The 17687-nt window shown below is 61.4% G+C and carries 17 protein-coding genes and 1 pseudogene; 13 read left to right on the forward strand and 5 right to left on the reverse strand.

Annotation, left to right across the window (positions count from 1 at the left end; genetic code table 11):
• Nucleotides 1-35: 35 nt before the first annotated feature.
• From ABIA48_RS25040 to ycaC, 4 genes are all read left to right on the forward strand, one after another.
• Nucleotides 36-452 (forward strand): DoxX family protein, encoded by a 417-nt coding sequence (locus ABIA48_RS25040; RefSeq protein WP_429492080.1) that lies wholly within the window; start codon nucleotides 36-38, stop codon nucleotides 450-452.
• Nucleotides 445-1053 carry an antibiotic biosynthesis monooxygenase gene (locus ABIA48_RS25045; protein ID WP_429492081.1) on the forward strand — a complete coding sequence of 203 codons (609 nt, stop codon included), beginning with the start codon at nucleotides 445-447 and terminating at the stop codon, nucleotides 1051-1053. Before ABIA48_RS25040 ends, ABIA48_RS25045 begins: the two co-directional genes overlap by 8 nt.
• Nucleotides 1053-2891, forward strand: a complete 1839-nt coding sequence (locus tag ABIA48_RS25050; protein WP_429492082.1) for an amidohydrolase — start codon at nucleotides 1053-1055, stop codon at nucleotides 2889-2891. The genes ABIA48_RS25045 and ABIA48_RS25050 overlap by 1 nt, the downstream gene beginning before the upstream one ends.
• A gap of 69 nt (nucleotides 2892-2960) precedes the next feature.
• On the forward strand, nucleotides 2961-3587 hold the full coding sequence (gene ycaC / locus ABIA48_RS25055) for an isochorismate family cysteine hydrolase YcaC (protein WP_007977200.1): 627 nt from the start codon (nucleotides 2961-2963) through the stop codon (nucleotides 3585-3587).
• A gap of 121 nt (nucleotides 3588-3708) precedes the next feature.
• Here the strand turns inward: ycaC and ABIA48_RS25060 are convergent, their stop codons facing one another.
• On the reverse strand, nucleotides 3709-5136 hold the full coding sequence (locus tag ABIA48_RS25060) for a mechanosensitive ion channel domain-containing protein (protein WP_429492083.1): 1428 nt from the start codon (nucleotides 5134-5136) through the stop codon (nucleotides 3709-3711).
• A gap of 183 nt (nucleotides 5137-5319) precedes the next feature.
• Complete coding sequence (locus tag ABIA48_RS25065) at nucleotides 5320-6339, reverse strand: alpha/beta hydrolase (protein ID WP_429492084.1); 1020 nt, start codon at nucleotides 6337-6339, stop codon at nucleotides 5320-5322.
• 159 nt (nucleotides 6340-6498) lie between these two features.
• On the opposite strand from ABIA48_RS25065, the gene ABIA48_RS25070 reads away from it, so the two are divergent.
• On the forward strand, nucleotides 6499-7395 hold the full coding sequence (locus tag ABIA48_RS25070; protein WP_429492085.1) for a LysR family transcriptional regulator: 897 nt from the start codon (nucleotides 6499-6501) through the stop codon (nucleotides 7393-7395).
• Nucleotides 7396-7538: 143 nt separating this feature from the next.
• On the opposite strand, the gene ABIA48_RS25075 is transcribed toward ABIA48_RS25070, so the two are convergent.
• The 3 genes from ABIA48_RS25075 to gspG all read right to left on the reverse strand — a co-directional run bounded on the left by ABIA48_RS25075 (nucleotide 7539) and on the right by gspG (nucleotide 9904).
• Nucleotides 7539-8108, reverse strand: coding sequence for a hypothetical protein (locus tag ABIA48_RS25075; protein WP_429492086.1), 570 nt, complete (start codon nucleotides 8106-8108; stop codon nucleotides 7539-7541).
• 159 nt (nucleotides 8109-8267) lie between these two features.
• On the reverse strand, nucleotides 8268-9455 hold the full coding sequence (locus tag ABIA48_RS25080; protein WP_007991438.1) for a type II secretion system F family protein: 1188 nt from the start codon (nucleotides 9453-9455) through the stop codon (nucleotides 8268-8270).
• A 14-nt stretch (nucleotides 9456-9469) separates the two neighbouring features.
• On the reverse strand, nucleotides 9470-9904 hold the full coding sequence (gene gspG, locus ABIA48_RS25085; RefSeq protein WP_429492087.1) for a type II secretion system major pseudopilin GspG: 435 nt from the start codon (nucleotides 9902-9904) through the stop codon (nucleotides 9470-9472).
• Between the two features lie 231 nt (nucleotides 9905-10135).
• On the opposite strand from gspG, the gene ABIA48_RS25090 reads away from it, so the two are divergent.
• The 8 genes and pseudogenes from ABIA48_RS25090 (at nucleotide 10136) to ABIA48_RS25125 (ending at nucleotide 17687) form a co-directional block, all read left to right on the forward strand.
• Complete coding sequence (locus ABIA48_RS25090) at nucleotides 10136-10744, forward strand: lytic transglycosylase domain-containing protein (RefSeq protein WP_429492088.1); 609 nt, start codon at nucleotides 10136-10138, stop codon at nucleotides 10742-10744.
• Nucleotides 10745-11202: 458 nt separating this feature from the next.
• Complete coding sequence (locus ABIA48_RS25095; RefSeq protein ID WP_429492089.1) at nucleotides 11203-11511, forward strand: hypothetical protein; 309 nt, start codon at nucleotides 11203-11205, stop codon at nucleotides 11509-11511.
• A 12-nt stretch (nucleotides 11512-11523) separates the two neighbouring features.
• Nucleotides 11524-12180, forward strand: a complete 657-nt coding sequence (locus tag ABIA48_RS25100) for an SCO family protein (RefSeq protein WP_429492091.1) — start codon at nucleotides 11524-11526, stop codon at nucleotides 12178-12180.
• Nucleotides 12181-12215: 35 nt separating this feature from the next.
• Nucleotides 12216-12593, forward strand: a pseudogene (locus ABIA48_RS25105) (SCO family protein); the annotation flags it as partial.
• Nucleotides 12590-14140 (forward strand): ABC transporter substrate-binding protein, encoded by a 1551-nt coding sequence (locus tag ABIA48_RS25110; RefSeq protein WP_429492093.1) that lies wholly within the window; start codon nucleotides 12590-12592, stop codon nucleotides 14138-14140. The pseudogene ABIA48_RS25105 and the gene ABIA48_RS25110, both read left to right, overlap by 4 nt.
• Nucleotides 14141-14578: 438 nt before the next feature.
• The gene (locus ABIA48_RS25115) at nucleotides 14579-15112 is read left to right on the forward strand and encodes a response regulator (protein ID WP_007991446.1); all 534 of its coding nucleotides are present in this window, start codon (nucleotides 14579-14581) and stop codon (nucleotides 15110-15112) included.
• Between the two features lie 84 nt (nucleotides 15113-15196).
• Nucleotides 15197-16903, forward strand: a complete 1707-nt coding sequence (locus ABIA48_RS25120; RefSeq protein ID WP_429492095.1) for a GspE/PulE family protein — start codon at nucleotides 15197-15199, stop codon at nucleotides 16901-16903.
• Nucleotides 16884-17687 (forward strand): hypothetical protein, encoded by an 804-nt coding sequence (locus tag ABIA48_RS25125; protein WP_429492097.1) that lies wholly within the window; start codon nucleotides 16884-16886, stop codon nucleotides 17685-17687. The genes ABIA48_RS25120 and ABIA48_RS25125 overlap by 20 nt, the downstream gene beginning before the upstream one ends.

Consider the following 17687-nt stretch of genomic DNA (forward strand, 5'->3'; position numbering starts at 1 on the left):
GGGCGCCGGTGGTTTTTCATTTGTGCGGGTGGGCCATGGACGCTTCGCGACGCGATGATCGGGCGCAAGACTGGGGGTTGCTGTTCCTGCGGGTCAGCGGCGGGTTGTTTCTGTTGTGGGTGCACGGTTTGCCAAAGCTGCTTCACTACAGTGCCGAGTTGCAAAACATCGAAGACCCTTTCCACCTGGGGGCGAACCTGACGCTGATGCTGGCGATATTCGCCGAGGTGGTGTGCCCGCTGCTGATCGTCGTCGGGTTGCTGGTGCGTCTGGCGTGTTTGCCTATTCTGTTTTTGCTATGGGTGTCGATGTTGATCGTGCATCCGCAGTGGACCCTCTTCGAAGGCCAGTTCGGCTGGCTGTTGCTGATTGTGTTCACCAGCATTCTCATCGCCGGGCCGGGACGGCTGGCGCTCAATGTCCGTTTCGCCGGAGCCTTGCGTTATGTCTGATCTCAATCGCCGTGAACCGGCAAGTCCCGGGCCTGATGAGGTGGTGACCTTGATCGTCAAGCACCGGGTCAAGGCCGGTTTTGAAGTGCCTTATGAAGCCTGGCTGCGCAACATCGTCAAGGTGGCCGCGCAGAGCGTCGGGCATTTGGGCGTGGATGTGGTGCGCGGCAAGAACGCCGGCCTCGACACCTACACCTGCGTGCTGCGTTTTTGCTCGACTGAGGCGATGCAGCGCTGGCTCGATTCGCCGCAGCGCCAGAAGCTGGTCGACGAAGCCGCGCCGATGCTGGCCGATGGCGACCAGACCGAGGTCAATCCGGTCAACGAGTTCTGGTTCTCGCCCCAGGCCGAAGCCGGTACGCCACCGCCGCGCTGGAAGCAGGCCGTGGTGACGTTGCTGGTGATCCTGCCGCACACCTTGCTGGTGCCGCTGCTGTGGGGGCCGCTGCTACGGCTCAACGCCTTGCTCTCCAACTACGTGGTGGCCACGTTCCTGATCACCCTGACCATCGTGCTCTCGGTGGTTTACATCTTCATGCCCATGGCGACGCGTCTGTTCGCGCCCTGGCTGTCTCCCGCCACTTTGCACGAGGAACCGTGATGAACGCCGATCTGATTTTGTTCAATGGTCAATTTCATACCGTTGACCGCGAAAAACCGCTCGCCAGCGCCGTGGCGATCAGCGACGGTCGCTTTGTCGCAGTGGGCAGCGATGCCGAGGCCATGGCCCTGCGTGGCTCGAACACCCAAGTGATCGACCTCAAGGGCCGCTGCGTGATTCCAGGGCTCAATGACTCGCACTTGCACCTGATCCGCGGCGGCTTGAACTACAACCTGGAACTGCGCTGGGAAGGTGTGCCGTCCCTGGCCGATGCCTTGCGCATGCTCAAGGATCAGGCCGACCGCACGCCGACGCCGCAGTGGGTGCGGGTGGTCGGTGGCTGGAACGAATTCCAGTTCGCCGAAAAGCGCATGCCGACCCTGGCGGAGCTCAACCAGGCGGCACCGGACACGCCGGTGTTTGTCCTGCACCTGTACGACCGCGCCTTGCTCAACCGCGCTGCGTTGCGCGTAGCCGGTTACACCCGCGACACGCCGAACCCGCCAGGTGGCGAGATTGTGCGCGACGCCAATGGCGAGCCGACCGGCATGCTGGTGGCGCGACCGAACGCGATGATTCTGTACTCGACCCTGGCCAAGGGGCCGAAGCTGCCGCTGGAGTATCAGGTCAACTCGACCCGTCAGTTCATGCGCGAACTCAATCGCCTGGGCCTGACCAGCGCTATCGATGCCGGCGGTGGTTTCCAGAATTATCCGGACGATTACCAGGTGATCGAACAGTTGGCGAAGGACGAGCAACTGACGGTGCGCATCGCCTACAACCTGTTCACCCAAAAGCCCAAGGAAGAGTTGACCGACTTCAAGAACTGGACCGGCAGCGTGAAGCTGCACCAGGGTGACGACTACTTGCGGCACAACGGCGCCGGGGAGATGTTGGTGTTCTCGGCGGCGGACTTCGAAGACTTCCTCGAACCGCGCCCGGACCTGCCGCAAACCATGGAAGCCGAACTGGAGCCGGTGGTGCGGCATCTGGTCGAGCATCGCTGGCCGTTCCGTTTGCACGCCACTTACAACGAGTCCATCAGCCGCATGCTCGACGTGTTCGAGAAGGTCAACCGTGACATTCCGTTCAACGGCTTGCCGTGGTTTTTCGACCATGCCGAAACCATCACCCCGCAGAACATCGAGCGGGTGAGGGCGCTCGGTGGCGGCATTGCGATTCAGGATCGCATGGCGTTCCAGGGCGAGTACTTCGTCGAGCGGTACGGCGCGAAAGCCGCCGAAGCCACGCCACCGATCAAGCGCATGCTGGCCGAGGGCGTACCGGTCGGTGCCGGTACCGACGCCACGCGGGTATCGAGTTACAACCCGTGGACTTCGCTGTACTGGATGGTCAGCGGCCGCACCGTCGGCGGCATGGAGTTGCACGCCGAAGGCCTGTCGCGCCTGACAGCGCTGGAACTGTTCACCCACGGCAGCGCCTGGTTCTCGTCGGAGCAGGGCAAAAAGGGCCAGATCAAGGTCGGGCAACTGGCCGACGTCGCGGCCCTCAGTGCGGATTTTTTCAGTGTCGATGAAGAGGCGATCAAGTGGATCGAATCGGTGTTGACCGTGGTCGGCGGCAAGGTGGTGTACGGCGCCGGTGACTTCGAGAAGCTCGGGCCGGCCAGCGTGCCGGTGCTGCCGGACTGGTCGCCGGTGGTGAAGGTGCCGGGCCACTGGCGCCCGACGTCGCCGATGCAGGCCCAGGTTCACCATTGCAGCGGGCCGTGCGCGGTGCATTCCCACAGCCATGAGCGGGCGCGCCTGTCGAACGCACCGGTCAGTGATTTCGCCGGTTTCTGGGGCGCCTTTGGCTGTTCGTGTTTTGCCTTCTGACGAATTCAAAAAAGCGCCGACCCAACAGGGCGGCGCGGTATGCAACAACCATCCATCAAGGAGCTTCCAATGAGCAACGTTCCGTACAAACGCCTGAACAAAGACGATGCCGTGGTATTGCTGGTCGACCACCAGACCGGTCTGATCTCGCTGGTGCAGGATTTCTCGCCCAACGAGTTCAAGAACAACGTGCTGGCGCTGGGCGACATCGCCAAGTTTTTCAAATTGCCGACCATCCTCACTACCAGTTTCGACAGCGGTCCGAACGGGCCGATCGTGCCAGAGCTCAAGGCGCAGTTCCCGGACGCGCCGTTCATTGCCCGCCCAGGTCAGATCAACGCCTGGGACAACGAAGACTTCGTCAAGGCGATCAAGGCCACCGGTCGCAAGCAACTGATCATCGCCGGTGTGGTGACCGACGTGTGCGTGGCGTTCCCGACCCTGTCGGCCATTGCTGAAGGCTTTGAAGTGTTTGTGGTGACCGACGCTTCCGGCACTTTCAACACCACTGTGCAACAAGCGGCCTGGGCGCGCATGTCGGCCGCTGGTGCACATTTGCTGAACTGGTTCTCCGTGGCCTGCGAGCTGCAAGGCGACTGGCGCAATGACATGGAAGGCCTGGCCAACCTGCTGTCGGAACGCCTGCCGAACTATCGCAACCTGATCAACAGCTACATGAAGTTCACTGCGAAGTAAGACGTACCCCTGTGGGAGCGAGCTTGCTCGCGATGGCGGCGTATCAGTCGACACATATGTTGACTGACAGAGAGCTATCGCGAGCAAGCCCGCTCCCACAAGGTTTTGTGTGATCTGCTGATCAGCGACTCTGCAACCATCCCAAAAAACCACCTTTCCTGACCACCACCGGTTTGGCCATCAACGCCATCCGGCTGTTCTGCTGGCGCACCGCTTGCAGCTTGTTCAACGCCCGGTCGACTTCCCGTCGTTGCGTCATGCAGTTGCGGGTCAGGGATTTGTCGAGACGGTAGATGATGCTTGAGGTCATGGCGGTGAACCGTGCCTGGGATGGCGTATCGGCGAGGATGCTTTGTTCGCCCATGACTTCACTCGGCCCCATGCGCCCGGCTTCGATCTGCGTGCTGCCGTCGGGGACGGTGGCGCTGACCACGCCGGTGGCGATAACGAACAGGCTGTCCGGTACCTCATCCAGATCCACCACCACCTCACCGGCCGCGTATTGCTGCGCCACCATGTTCTGGGCCAGGCGATCCCGCTCCTCGGCGCTCAGGGAACGGAAGATTTTCACTTCATCGAGCAAGGCCCGTGCGCGGGTCGACGGCTCGATCACGCCATCGGGTTGCCGGGAAATGCCTGCCGCTTCGAGGTGCCGATGAGCCAGGTCGAACAGTTGATTACGCACTTCACCCTTTTTGCCCAATTCGGCGATGAAGCCGCTGGCCACGTATTCGGACATGGTTTCGCCGGCCTCCTTGAGCACGGCTTTCGGCGCAGGATCGAGCAGCAGACTGCTACTGCCCTGAAGGGTACGGTCCAGGGCATCGAGTACCCGACGCGGGCGAATGTGATTGGGCACCTGAATGCTGATCGACACGCCGTGCAGGTTGGTCGGGCGGCTGAGGTTGATGATCTTCGCCTTGGCCGCCACCGAGTTCGGCACCACCGCCGTGCTGCCGGCGCTGGTCAGCAGATGCGTGGCGCGCCAGTCGATATCCAGCACTTTGCCTTCAGCACCGTCGATGGAAACCCAGTCATCGACCTGGTACGGCTTGGTGGTGTTGAGCACGATGCCGGAGAACACGTCGCTCAAGGTGCTCTGCAATGCCAGACCCACCACGATGGCGACGACGCCGGAGGTCGCCAGCAAACCTTTCACTGGCAGTTCCAGCACGTAGCCGGCGGCCGCCACTACGGCAATCAGGAACACCAGTGCGCCGATGACATCCTGCAACAGCCGGCCGCTATGGCCGATGCGTCGCATCAGGGCCAGGCCGATCACTTCGGTCAGCACCCGTGCGGCGTACAGCCACCAGAGAATCCCCAGTGCCGTAGCCCCCAGTTGCACCACCCGATCGTCGACCAACAGCGGTGCCTGCAAGGGGCTGACGCCGGCGTTGATGATCACTGTGCTGAACAGCAGAAACAGCACCAGACGCACACCGACCCGGCTCACCCGATGCTTGAATGGCGCGAGGTGCCAGAGCAGGGCGTCGATGGCCAGCAGCAGGGTGCTCAGAGAGAGCAGGTGACCGAGGAGAAAGGACATGGGGATGCTCCGGTAGAAATGAGGTCGTGCAGGTGGAGAGCGCTTTTCTGTGGGAGCGGGCTTGCTCGCGAAGACGGAGTATCAGTGACATTAGTGTTGCCTGACCCACCCCTTTCGCGAGCAAGCCCGCTCCCACAGAAAAGCCCTTCACCACACAACCAGTGTGCGGTGAAGGGCAGGGGCTCAGTTCAAATGCGTCTTGAGCTCCAGCGCAGCCTGACGCACCGCTACTTTCACTTGCGGTATCTGGCTCAGCGGATTGAGCAGGCCGAAGTCGTGGATCATGCCGTTGTAGCGTACCGAGGTCACCGGCACGCCCGCCGCATCGAGGTGGCGGGCATAACCTTCGCCTTCGTCGCGCAGCACGTCGAACTCGGCGGTCTGCACCAATGCGGCCGGCAAGCCTTTGAGCTGTTCAGTGCTGGCGTTGAGCGGCGAGGCATGAATTTGCGCACGCTCGCTGGCGTCGGTGGTGTAGTTGTCCCAGAACCACTTCATCATGTTTTGCGTCAGGAAGTGGCCTTCGGCAAATTGCTGGTACGAAGCGTTATCGAACTGTGCGTTGGTCACTGGCCACATCAGCAGTTGAAAACGCAGGGCCGGGGTTTTTTGTTCCTTGGCCATCAAAGCCACGACTGCCGCCATGTTGCCGCCGACGCTGTTGCCGGCCACGGCCAGGCGCTTGCCGTCGACGCCGATCTCCTGGCCGTGTTCGGCCACCCAGCGGGTAGCGGCATAGGCCTGGTTGATCGCGGTCGGGTAATGCGCTTGCGGCGAGGGCGTGTAGTCGACGTACACCGCGACCGCGCCGGAACCCACCACCAGGTCGCGAATCAGGCGCTGGTGAGTCGGGAAATCGCCCAGCACCCAACCGCCACCGTGGAAGAACATGAACACCGGCAACTCACCTTTGACCTTGGCTGGACGCACCACTTTGAGGTGAATGGTCTGCCCGTCGACCTTGATCGCTTTGTTGCTGACGTCGACGCCGGACAGGTCAACCTTCACCGACGTCTGGGCGCCGGTCAGCACCGCACGGGCATCTTTCGGGCTCAGTTGTTCAAGCGGTTTGCCACCGCCGGCGGCGAGGGCCTCGAGAAAGGCCTGGGTGTTGTGTTCGACACCCGGGCTGCCTGCGGCAAAAGCGTTGCCGACGGCGAGGGCTAGGAGGGACGCGGTCAGGGTTTTCTGAACGAGGTTCATGGGTAAATCCTTTTTAACCGATTGAATTGAGTGTCTTGGGATGAGGTCGCTGCCGGCTCCGGGATTCAGGCTTCAGCAACACCGTGAGCACAGATTAATGGGGTGCCTGGAAGGGAAAAAGCGTCTATAAAGTGTTTGACTGTCAACCGGGAAGTGACAATGAACCCCTTCGAAGATATGCGTATTTTTTGCCAGGTCATGGACTCCGGCAGCTTCACCGCTGCCGCCGATCAATTGGGCCTGTCCAAGCAGTTTGTCAGCCGCCGCTTGATGCAACTCGAAGAACGCCTGGGCGTGCGTTTGCTCAATCGCTCAACCCGGCGCCTGGATGTCACGCCCCTGGGGCAGAGTTATTACGAGTCAGCCCTGCGCCTGCTCAGCGAAGTCGAACAAGTGGAACAGGGCATCGCCGGCCAGACCACCGAGCCACGCGGGACCATTCGTGTGAGTGCGCCGCTGTCGTTCGCACTGGCGCATCTGGGGTGCCTGTTGCCGGTGTTTTTGCAGCGCTATCGCGAGGTGACGGTGGAGGTGGATTTGAGCGATCGTCCCGTGGATTTGCTCGGTGAAGGTTACGACCTGGCTCTGCGCATTGGCACACTGGAAGACTCGACGCTGATCGCCCGCCGCATTGCCTCCATTGAACGGGTGTACTGCGCAAGCCCCGCGTACCTGGCCGAACGCGGCATACCGCGCAAACCTGAAGATTTGCACGGCCACGACTGCCTGCCGTACGGTCATGGTCGCCAGGTGCAATGGCGATTTGCGGGGCAGGGCAAGCCATTGAGCGTCAATGTCAGCGGGCGGATGCGGGTCAACAACGGTGAATTGCTCAAGGACGCGGCGATCGCCGGCCTGGGGATCACGTATTTGCCGACATTCATTGTCGGTTCGGCGTTGAAGGACGGACGGCTGGTGGAGGTGCTGGAGGATTTTTGCCCCGGACCGCTGACGTTATCGGCGGTGTATCCACAGCATCGTCAAAGTTCGCGGCCGGTGCAGGCGCTGGTCGGGTTCTTGCGCGAGGAGCTGGATCAGTCTGAGGGTGGGTTGTAAGGAGATGGGTCACACAATCTATCGTGGGAGCGGGCTTGCTCGCGAAGGCGGTGGGTCATGGGACATTGATGTCGACTGACATACCGCCTTCGCGAGCAAGCCCGCTCCCACAGGGTTTTGTGTTGTATGGATTTCAGTGGGAATCAGGTCCTTTTGTCATCACCAGGTTGGGCATGGATGCCACGGTCATCGCCGGGCTCGCCATTGGCATGGACGCCACGGTCATCGCCGGGCTCGCCATTGGCATGGACGCCACGGTCATCGCCGGGCTCGCCATTGGCATGGACGCCACGGTCATCGCCGGGCTCGCCGTTGGCATGGACGCCGCGGTCATCGCCGGGTTCGCCATTGGCGTGGACGCCACGGTCATCGCCGGGTTCATCATGAGTACCGCTGCGTCCTGAGGACGAGGCCGATCCGGAGTGGCCCGAACCGCTGTTGGCACTGCCATGGCCACTGTTGCTGCCATGGTCGCCACTATGGCCACTGCCGCCTCCACCACCGCTACCACCGCCGCCGCCACCGCCACTGCCGCCGCCTCCACCACCGCTACCGCCGCCGCCTCCACCACCACTTCCGCCACCACCACCGCCACTACCCCCTTCCTTGGCCTGAGCACTGGAAACTCCGGACAGGTTGTCCGGAATCAATACGGTAGACGCCGACAGAACCGCGCCAATAGCTACTGCCAGTAAAAGCTTATTGATGTGCATGTCGTTCTCCGTCTTCTTATTCAGAATGGAACGTTGATTAACATTGCAATGTGCTGCTTTTTTTCCCGTAGGAACTTTGTAAACATTCCAACGCATCGATTTATTCGGCTGGAACGTTGAAAAAGAATTCAACTTACAGCCGGGCCCTCTTCCCAAGGGTCAGTGAATGCTTGAGGCCAGTTCGAAAATCGGGATGTACATCAGGATCACGATCACCCCGATCAACAGGCCAATGAAGGTCATGAGCAAGGGTTCGAACAGCCGCACGAACCATTCGATCCAGCGGCTGATTTCTTCGTCGTAGAAGTCGGCGCTGCGCTCCATCATCTGCCCGAGGTTGCCGGACTGTTCGCCGGCGCGCAGCAGGCGCAGGGACACGGGGGTCACCAGGTGATTGAGTTCCAGCGCGGCAGAGAGCGATTGCCCCTCGCGCACCCGCTCGCAGGCCTGGTCCAGACGTGCGCGGGAGGCGACGGAGAGCAAGCCGCGGACCATGCCCATGGCGGTGACCAGGGGAATGCCGCCTTGCAGCAGAATCCCCAGCGAACGGTAGAAACGCGCCAGTTCATACATGAAGATGCGCTGATGTACCGCCGGGAGTTTTTCGATCAGGCGGTCCAGTCCCCGACGAAAGGCCGGTTGGCGCTGGAGCAGGGCGAGGGCGACGATAACGGCCAGCAAGCCACCGAAGAATTCGCCCTGGTGGGCGTGAAGGAACATGCCGCTGCTCATCAGGATCTGCGACAACCATGGCAGGTTCGACCCCAGCCCTTCAAACACCAGGCTGAAGCGCGGTACGACATAACCCATCAAAAACAACACCACGCCACCACCCACCACCAGCAATAGCATGGGGTAGATCGAAGCGCTGACGATCTTCTGGCGAACCTCGTCCATGCGCTGGCGATAGCTGACATAGCGGCCCAGGGCATCGCCCACGGCACCGGTCTTTTCGCTGGACTGCACCAGTGCAACATACAGCGGGGGGAACACGGCCGACAGCTGGCTCAATGCCTGGGAAAACGATTTGCCCTCGTAAAGCAAGCGAACCAGTTCGCTCAAGGTTTTGCGGGCTTGTGGTGCGCTTTCCTTTTCCGCCAGGCTTTCCAGCGCATCGATCAACGGCAGGCCGGCGTTGAGCAAGGTGGTCAGTTCCTGGCTGAACAACACCAGGTTGAAGGTCTCGCGTTGCCTGAGACGCAATGCGCGCCAATGCCGCTCGGCGTGCAGGCTGACCACCCGCAGGCCCTGGTCTTCGGCGATGCGCCTGGCTTCGCTTTGCCCCTGTGCCTCGACGGTCATGGCTACGACACCGGCCTTGCCGACGGCTTTGAGATGAAAGCGCATGGTTGCTATTCCCGTCAGTTCCAGTTGGTGACTTCGGCGTTCTCGCCTTCGCCACCGGGCTGCCCGTCCTTGCCCATGGACAACAGGTCGTACTCGCTGTTTTCACCGGGATAGCGATAGGTGTAGTTGTGGCCCCAAGGGTCTTGCGGGAGTTTTTTCTGCAGGTACGGGCCGGTCCAGTGCGGTTCGTCGGCAGGGGCAGTGACCAGCGCCTGCAAGCCCTGTTCGGTCGACGGGTAATGGCCGACCTCCAGGCGGTAAAGGTCCAGGGCCTTGCTCAAGCCCTCTATTTGCGCCTTGGCCACTTTCACTTCGGAACGACCGAGTTGGGCGAAATACTTCGGCGCCACGATGCCGGCCAACAACCCCAGCACCACCAGCACCACCAGCAGTTCGAGCAGGGTGAACCCGCTTTGGGTTCGCCGGGCATAACGCAGTCGCTGTTTCATGATGACCTCATAACTGTCTGTAGCAGAGTTGCCATGTAGTTGCTCTATGTAGTCGCTATGTAGTTGCTATGAAACTGCATGCAATTGCCATGCTCACGGTTGATGACCCTTCTGTACCCCTCGTAATACGTGCCTTCTCACTTACGGCACAGTGCTTGCGTATGGCTGTTTCACGACTGGCCATTGGGGCAATTCCCCCAATTTTCGGGGCCGGGAAGGGGAGTTATAACCATGAAATCACTCACCACCGGGTTGCTGGGTCTTCTTGTGTTGACCGGCGCCGCACAGGCCGATGTGTTCGTTTCCTTGGACGCCAAAGGCAACTATGTTCTGTCCAATGTCCACCGCCCCGGACGCCACTATGAACGGGTGATCCATGAGCCCGATGCGAGGGTCGTCAGCCTCGACCAACAACCGCAGATGATCGCCGCGCAACCCTATGCCGAGCTGGTGTCGGCGGCGGCCACGGCCAACGAACTGCCGGCAGCGCTGCTGCACGCGGTGATCAAGACCGAATCCAGATACAACGCCCGTGCTACCTCGCCCAAGGGCGCTCGCGGTCTGATGCAGCTGATGCCCGCCATCGCCCGCGAAATGGGGGTGACCAACGTCTACGACCCCAAGGCTAACATCCAGGGCGGCGCCCGCTATCTCAAACGCCTGATGACGATGTTCGACAACGATATCCGCCTCGCCCTGGCGGCCTATCACGCCGGCCCGCAAGCGGTGCTCAGTCGGGGCAACGTGGTCCCGCCGTTCGCTGAAACCCAGCGTTATGTGCCCAGTGTGCTGAACCAGTATCGGCTTTTGCAGGGGTTGTCCGCAGACGAGCCGCTGTGATCGAAACCCCGGGGTAGTTTTCCCCCAATAGTGGGGAAAAGTGGCCCCGGAGAGAAAGTGGGGGGATTGGGTGGGGAATATCCCCCGGCTTATCAAGTCGTGAATATAACAGGCTGATTAATAACGTATTTTTTTGTGGCACGCGGATTGCTCCAGACGAATTGTCGAGAAGCATTCCCTGATAACCCGAAGCGAGGCCCGAGTTCATGATCGGCATTTCCCACGCTCCGTCCTTGATCAATTTGCTTCGGGTAGCTGCCGGTGATTGCCTGACCTTCAAGCTGCAGAGCCTGCTGGCCTTCCTCCCTCTGTGGGAGTGAGCTTGCTCCGGGCGGCGTTCCGACGACAGCGGACTGACAGCCGACATCGCTGGCGACTGCAAAGCAGCCATCGCGAGCAAGCTCGCTCCCACAGGGGGCGGGCAAGGCAGGAACAGATCGGTAAAGAGGAATGTTGTTATGGACAGGACCATCACAATCGCTGGCAGCGCGCTGATTCTTGGAGTGGCGTTGATCGGGTTCGGGGTATGGCGGACCAAGCCCCCGATTGTGCTCAGCGAAGTCGCCTTGCCCGACACCTGGAGCAACCAGACGCTGGAGCGTGACGGGGTTTCGGTGGCCCGTGATGTAAAGCCCCCGGCCAAGGTCGGTGTACTGCGTGAGGGTGGCGTTACCGATGTGCAATTTCGTGTGACGGACAAAGCCTCCGGCCAACCCTTGTCCGGCATTGCGCCAGGTGTTCGGGTCATGCCCGGTGATACCCCCTGAGAGGAAGCTGACATGAACCGATTCGCACATCGATGCCTGCTGACGTTCTGCCTGTTGGCCATCTGTATCGGCCAGGCGCTGGCTCACTCGGCGGACGAGCACGGCGGGCACGACATGTCGACCAGTACCGCCAGCCCGGAGACCGCCCGGATCAAGTTTGCCGACGTGACCCTGCTGGACCAGAACGGCCAGGTCGTCAGCCTGGAAAAAGACCTGGTAAGAAACAAGATCGTGGTCATGGGCTTCATCTACACCAGCTGCATCACGGTCTGCCCGGTGGTGTCCTCGATCATGGGCAAGGTGCAGAAACAGTTGGGGGCGCGGGTCGGCACCGAAGTGCAACTGGTGTCGATCAGCATCGACCCGCTGCGCGATGATCCCCAACGCCTGAACGACTACGCCCGCACCTTCCAAACGGGGCCGGGCTGGAGCTGGCTGACCGGTTCGCCGCAGTCGGTCGATGCCACCCTCAAGGGCCTGGGTGCCTACAGCGGTAAATTCAAGAACCACTCGCCGCTGATTCTGGTGGGGGATGGCAACAGCCGTTTCTGGACCCGCTACTACGGTTTCACCGACCCGACGGAGCTGGCCCGTGCAGTCGAGAAGCTCAGTGGTGAACGCAACACCCACGCCAAGCACACCGCCATCGCCATGGAGCATCAGCCATGAGAGCCATCGGCGGGGTCGCCCTGAGCATCTGTTTTAACGATGCCTGCCCGCTGATTATCCGCAAGCTCAAAGAAGTGCGTGAGGTGCTGGGCGACAACGCCGACGGCATCACCTTTATCTCCCTTACCAGTGATCCGCTGCGGGACACCCCGGCGGTACTCAAGGCTTGCACCTTGAAACAGGGCGTCAATGAGCCCCACTGGTTTTTTCTTCCCGGCGACAAGGTGCAAATGGACCTTGTATTGGGCCGCATCGACCAGATCGTGCCGCCTCCCGAGCAGCACTCCACCCCGTTGATCGTCGCAGATGTGGCGAACAAGCGCTGGGGCAAAATCCGTCCCGATGTCCCGGCCGCCGCCATTGCCCAGCACTTGCAGTTGCTGACAATGCCGGTCGCCGAGTCACGGCCATGAATACTGCCCTGGTCCTTGGCCTGCTCCTCTTCGGCGGCATCACGCTCACCGCCCAGGCGTTGCCGCTGAGTCTCAGTGAAAGTGCCGGTAAGCGCTTGTACCGCGAAGGTGTGTCGGCCAGCGGCGAACCGATCATGGCCCGGGTCGGTGCAACGGACAGGGTGTTGCCGGCAACCAGCCTGCCGTGTGCCGGTTGTCACGGCGAAGATGGCCTCGGGCACCCGGAGGGCGGGGTGCGACCGCCGGACCTGAGGTGGTCGCGGTTGACCGGCAGCCATGGTCAGCAACACATCAACGGCCGCAGTTATCCGGCCTACAGCGACAGTACCCTGGCGCGGGCGGTGCAGGAGGGGCGCGACCCCGGTAACAATCGGCTCGATCCGGCGATGCCACGGTTCATGTTATCGATGAACGATCAACGCAACCTCACGGCGTACCTCAAGCGCCTCACCGAAGACCGCGACCCGGGCCTGATGCCCGACATCCTGCACCTGGGCACGTTGTTGCCGGGCACCGGGCCATTGAGCGACGAGGGCGTCACGGTGGCGGCGGTACTCAACGGCTGCGTGGCGCGTATCAATGAGGCTGGCGGAATTCATGGCCGGCAGTTGCGCCTGACCATCCTCGACCCCGGCGGCGATCGCGCCAGTGCCCAGAAGGCGCTGGACCGATTGATCGATGAAGAGCAGGTGTTTGCCCTGATTGCACCGCTGGCGCCGGCATTGGACGTTGACTTCGCCGAGCGCCTGGAACAGGCCGGCATTCCCCTGATCGGGCCGCTGTCGTTGCAGGGCACGCTCCACGCCAGTCCGCAGATTTTCGAACCGCTACCGGGGCTTCGCGAGCAATTGATTGCCCTGGCCGACTACGCCGGTGCCAGCTTGCGGGTGCTTCAGGGGCCGACGCTGATCGCCTACCCGGCAGAATCGGGCCAACGGCTGGTGGCGCAGGAACTCAGCCAGTACTTGCAGGGGCACGCCTGGCAAAAGGTGCGCCTGCAAGCCTACGACTCGACCAGGGATGATTTTCCCTTGGGGTCGCGCTCGGTGTTTTATCTGGGCAGCAGCAGCGGCTTCAGTCGTCTGGCCGAGCGCTTGCAAACGGCGGGGCAGGTGCCTTACCTGTTCGCCGCCTCGAACCAGGTGGCGGGCAATCTGATGCAGGTGCCCAGCGGATTTTCCCGGCGGGTGTTCCTGGCCTATCCGTTCGTACCAAGCGACTGGACCCTGGCCGGGCGCCAGGCCTTGACCCAGTTGCGCGAACACCAGGGCCTCGGCGGCCAGCACGCGGTGCTGCAAGTGGGGGCGTTCAGTTCGATGATGCTGCTCAGCGAAGGCATGAGGCAGGCCGGGCGGGATGCCAGTCGCGAAAAACTGGTCAGTGCCCTGGAAGGCCTGCATGACTTCGATACCGGGCTGACGCCGCTGATCAGCTTTGGTCCGGGGCGGCGCCTGGGCTTGCGCGGTGCCCATATCGTCACGGTGGATCTGCCGGCCCAGCGTTTCTATCTGGTCGCCCCCTATAAACCCATTGCTGCCACGCCCTGACCGGAGGCCGATCATGAAATTCAACACCTTACTGGTCCTGCTGACGCTGTGGGTGCCCGTGGCTTGGTGCCGCAATGGCCCGGCATATCCTGATCAAGGCAGCGCCCGGTGCAGACGCTTCCACTCTCGAAACCGCGCGGCTACGCTTAACCGTAATGAGGGTATTGGCGCCATTGCGGTCGCGCTATCGTATCGAGCGAGTTGACGACGAATAGGGGGGTTCCCCAACAGTGGGGAAAAAACTTCAATACCCATCCAATCGCTTTCCCCGTTTTTGGGGGATTGGATTTCTGTACGAAAAGGCATTGTTTTTAAATTCAAGGACATGAAGACCTAAAATTACCGGCGCCGAGCCTGGCATGAAGTGTGCGTTAGTCCTGTCAGGGCGCGCACTCCGTCAGGTTCGAAACCCGGACCTGCGGTTTCAAGGAGTCCACCTTGTTGAACAAAATACTGGTTGTTGATGACGAACAGTTGCTGGCGGAAAACCTTCAGGGTTACCTGCAGGCGCAAGCACTGGAAGTCCGGATTGCTCACGACGGTGCGCAAGGAATCGCTGAAGCAGACGATTTCGCACCCGATGTGATGGTGTTCGATTACCGGTTGCCCGATATGGAAGGTTTTCAGGTGCTCGATGCCGTCCGCCGGAACAGGAAGTGTCATTTTGTGCTGATCACCGGGCACCCCACCGCAGAGGTCTGCGAGCGGGCCCGGCAACTGGGGGTCAGCCATATCCTGTTCAAACCGTTCCCATTGGTGGAACTGGCCCGTGCAGTGCTTGATCTTCTGGGCAGACAGCGCGAACCCAAAACAGGTGTGAGCACTTGCGAGGGCTTCGTCGAACGACGCCAAAGCAAGACCGAGAGTTTCCCGCTGCAGTTGTACGACGGTAGTTGGGTGCTTGCAGATCGCCGAAAAAGTTCATCGGCCTCTATGGCGCCAGACGACGAACAAATGCTCACCGGGGAGTAGTGGCGCGACAAGATGTTCCGGCCCCCGCCGAAATTGCTCGCCGCGCCGACAGGGCTTAACGCCCCGTGCGTTGGAGAGCAAGCCATGGACCGTCTATCCCTTGCCGTAGAACCGGCGCAACTGGAATGTGTACCGACTCGTTTTACCAGTGAGCAATTGGCCCAGGCCCGAGCCCTGGCCACCAGTTCCGGCGAACGGATGCTGGACGCCCTCGCCGGGCTGTGTGAGCTGGCTCCGATGCCTTTCATTCAATGCCTCGGCGTGACCCTGCACTACCCGGTACTCGACACCGACAGCCTGTTCAAATCCACCCCGGTGTTCGACCGGGTGACCCTGGCCCAATGCCTCAAGCGCGAATTCATCCTGCTGCGTCATGACGATGCGGTCATCGGTGTGTTCGCCGACCCCTTCGACAGCGCACGCCTGGCCTGGATCGATGAATGCCTGCACGGTGCGCCGCTGTACCTGGTGCATGCCGATGACCTGAAGGCCTATCTGGCGCGCCACGAAGAAAGCTTCCATGCGGTGGAGTCGCTCAACGCCCAGAGCGACGCCGGCGCCGAAATCGATAACCTGCAAAGCCTGTCCCTGACCAGCATCAGCGAAGACTCCAGCGTTGTGGTCAAACTGGTCAACTCGACCCTGTATGACGCGCTGAAAATGCACGCCAGCGACATCCACCTCGGCACCACCGGTAACGGCCTGGTGATCAAGTACCGGATCGATGGCGTGCTCAACAACATCAGCAAGATCCAGGGCAGCGAGTTCGCCGAGCAAGTGATTTCCCGGGTCAAGGTCATGGCCGAACTGGACATCGGCGAAAAACGCGTGCCGCAGGATGGGCGCTTCAAGATCGGCATCAGCGGCCGGCAGATCGACTTCCGGGTGTCGATCATGCCGAGCATCTTCGGAGAAGACGCGGTGCTGCGGGTACTCGACAAACAAGACCTCGCCGACAAAGTCTGTGGCGTGCAACTGCAGGCCCTGGGCTTTGAAGAGGAAACCCTGCGCCAGTTGCGTCGGCTGGCCGCCGAACCCTACGGCATGGTGCTGGTGACCGGTCCTACCGGTAGCGGCAAAACCACCACGCTGTACGCGATGATCACCGAGATCAATCACGGCGTGGACAAGATCATCACCATTGAAGACCCGGTGGAGTATCAACTGCCGGGCGTGCTGCAAATCCCCGTCAACGAGAAGAAAGGCCTGACCTTCGCCCGAGGCCTGCGCTCGATCCTGCGTCATGACCCGGACAAGATCATGGTCGGTGAAATCCGCGACCCGGACACTGCACAGATCGCGGTGCAATCGGCGCTTACCGGTCACCTGGTGTTCACCACCATTCACGCCAACAACGTGTTCGACGTGATTGGCCGTTTCACCCAGATGGAAATCGATCCCTACAGCCTGGTCTCGGCACTCAATGCCGTGTTGGCCCAGCGTTTGATCCGCCTGGTTTGTACCAGCTGCAGCAGCCCTTACAGCCCGACAGAGGAAGAGCTGGAGGTCTCGGGGCTTGATCGGCAAAAGGTCGCTCACTACCAGTTTGTCCACGGCAAGGGCTGCGGGCATTGCCGGGGCACCGGTTATCGCGGACGTAGCGCGATCGCCGAGCTGCTGCACCTGGACGACGAACTGCGGCAAATGATCGTCGAGCGCCAACCCATCTCGAAGATCAAGGCCCTTGCCTGCAAACGTGGCTTGCGCCTGTTGCGCGAGTCGGCGCTGGAAATGGTGGAACAAGGCCGGACCACGCTCGAGGAGATCAATCGTGTCACTTTTATCTCGTGAGCAGTTTGTCGCCGTGCTCGGTGCCAGTGGTGTTGGCCTGGGGCGACGGCAAGGCGGTGCAATCCACTGGCTGGGCAGCGTCGGCTACATCGACGAAGGCTTCCAGGCCTGGACGGTGGCCCTCGATACCCTCGACCGTTTGCTGGCCGAACACACCGTTGCCAGGGCAGAACTGACCGTGGTGATCTCCGGGCATTTCAGCCGCTATTGTCTGGTGCCCTGGAGCGAGCAGATCAGCAGCCCGGCCGAATTGCTCAGCTTCGCCCAACTGTGTTTCGAAGACCTCTACGGTGCCCCGAATCAACCCTGGAGCCTGGTGCTCTCGCCCGAACCCGCCGGTTACGACCGCATCGCCACCGCGCTGCCACAGGACTTGCTCGAACGCCTGCGCGCCGTGGTCAGCGCTCGCGGGTTGCGCCTGCGTTCGGTGCAACCCTACCTGATGGCGGCGTTCAACCATTTCGATAAAAGCTTTGATGCCGGGGACTTCCTGTTCGTGGTCGCCGAACCGGTACGCAGCGTGTTGCTGCTGGCCCGGGAAGGGCGCTGGACCTCGGTGCGTTCGGTCGGCAGCAGCGACAGCGATGCGGCGCTGACCGCGCTGATCGGCCGTGAAAACCAGTTGCAGGCTTCCACCAGCGAACGGCCGTTGAATGTCTACCTGCATGCACCGGCGCGCATCGATTCGCACCCGGACGTGCCCGGTGTGCATCTGCGCACCTTCGACGAAGACCGGACAGCCGTACGCGATTGCCTGTACGTCATGTCTCGGGCGGTGGCCTGA

Source organism: Pseudomonas sp. S30_BP2TU TE3576 (assembly GCF_050436025.1).
Taxonomy (GTDB): domain Bacteria; phylum Pseudomonadota; class Gammaproteobacteria; order Pseudomonadales; family Pseudomonadaceae; genus Aquipseudomonas.

What these genes read in the sequence shown, in the direction of transcription:
- ABIA48_RS25040 (WP_429492080.1), top strand. Translation starts at nt 36, where the DNA reads ATGGACGCTTCGCGACGCGATGATCGGGCGCAAGACTGGGGGTTGCTG.
- ABIA48_RS25045 (WP_429492081.1), top strand. Translation starts at nt 445, where the DNA reads ATGTCTGATCTCAATCGCCGTGAACCGGCAAGTCCCGGGCCTGATGAG.
- ABIA48_RS25050 (WP_429492082.1), top strand. Translation starts at nt 1,053, where the DNA reads ATGAACGCCGATCTGATTTTGTTCAATGGTCAATTTCATACCGTTGAC.
- ycaC (WP_007977200.1), top strand. Translation starts at nt 2,961, where the DNA reads ATGAGCAACGTTCCGTACAAACGCCTGAACAAAGACGATGCCGTGGTA.
- ABIA48_RS25060 (WP_429492083.1), bottom strand. Translation starts at nt 5,136, where the DNA reads ATGTCCTTTCTCCTCGGTCACCTGCTCTCTCTGAGCACCCTGCTGCTG.
- ABIA48_RS25065 (WP_429492084.1), bottom strand. Translation starts at nt 6,339, where the DNA reads ATGAACCTCGTTCAGAAAACCCTGACCGCGTCCCTCCTAGCCCTCGCC.
- ABIA48_RS25070 (WP_429492085.1), top strand. Translation starts at nt 6,499, where the DNA reads ATGAACCCCTTCGAAGATATGCGTATTTTTTGCCAGGTCATGGACTCC.
- ABIA48_RS25075 (WP_429492086.1), bottom strand. Translation starts at nt 8,108, where the DNA reads ATGCACATCAATAAGCTTTTACTGGCAGTAGCTATTGGCGCGGTTCTG.
- ABIA48_RS25080 (WP_007991438.1), bottom strand. Translation starts at nt 9,455, where the DNA reads ATGCGCTTTCATCTCAAAGCCGTCGGCAAGGCCGGTGTCGTAGCCATG.
- gspG (WP_429492087.1), bottom strand. Translation starts at nt 9,904, where the DNA reads ATGAAACAGCGACTGCGTTATGCCCGGCGAACCCAAAGCGGGTTCACC.
- ABIA48_RS25090 (WP_429492088.1), top strand. Translation starts at nt 10,136, where the DNA reads ATGAAATCACTCACCACCGGGTTGCTGGGTCTTCTTGTGTTGACCGGC.
- ABIA48_RS25095 (WP_429492089.1), top strand. Translation starts at nt 11,203, where the DNA reads ATGGACAGGACCATCACAATCGCTGGCAGCGCGCTGATTCTTGGAGTG.
- ABIA48_RS25100 (WP_429492091.1), top strand. Translation starts at nt 11,524, where the DNA reads ATGAACCGATTCGCACATCGATGCCTGCTGACGTTCTGCCTGTTGGCC.
- ABIA48_RS25110 (WP_429492093.1), top strand. Translation starts at nt 12,590, where the DNA reads ATGAATACTGCCCTGGTCCTTGGCCTGCTCCTCTTCGGCGGCATCACG.
- ABIA48_RS25120 (WP_429492095.1), top strand. Translation starts at nt 15,197, where the DNA reads ATGGACCGTCTATCCCTTGCCGTAGAACCGGCGCAACTGGAATGTGTA.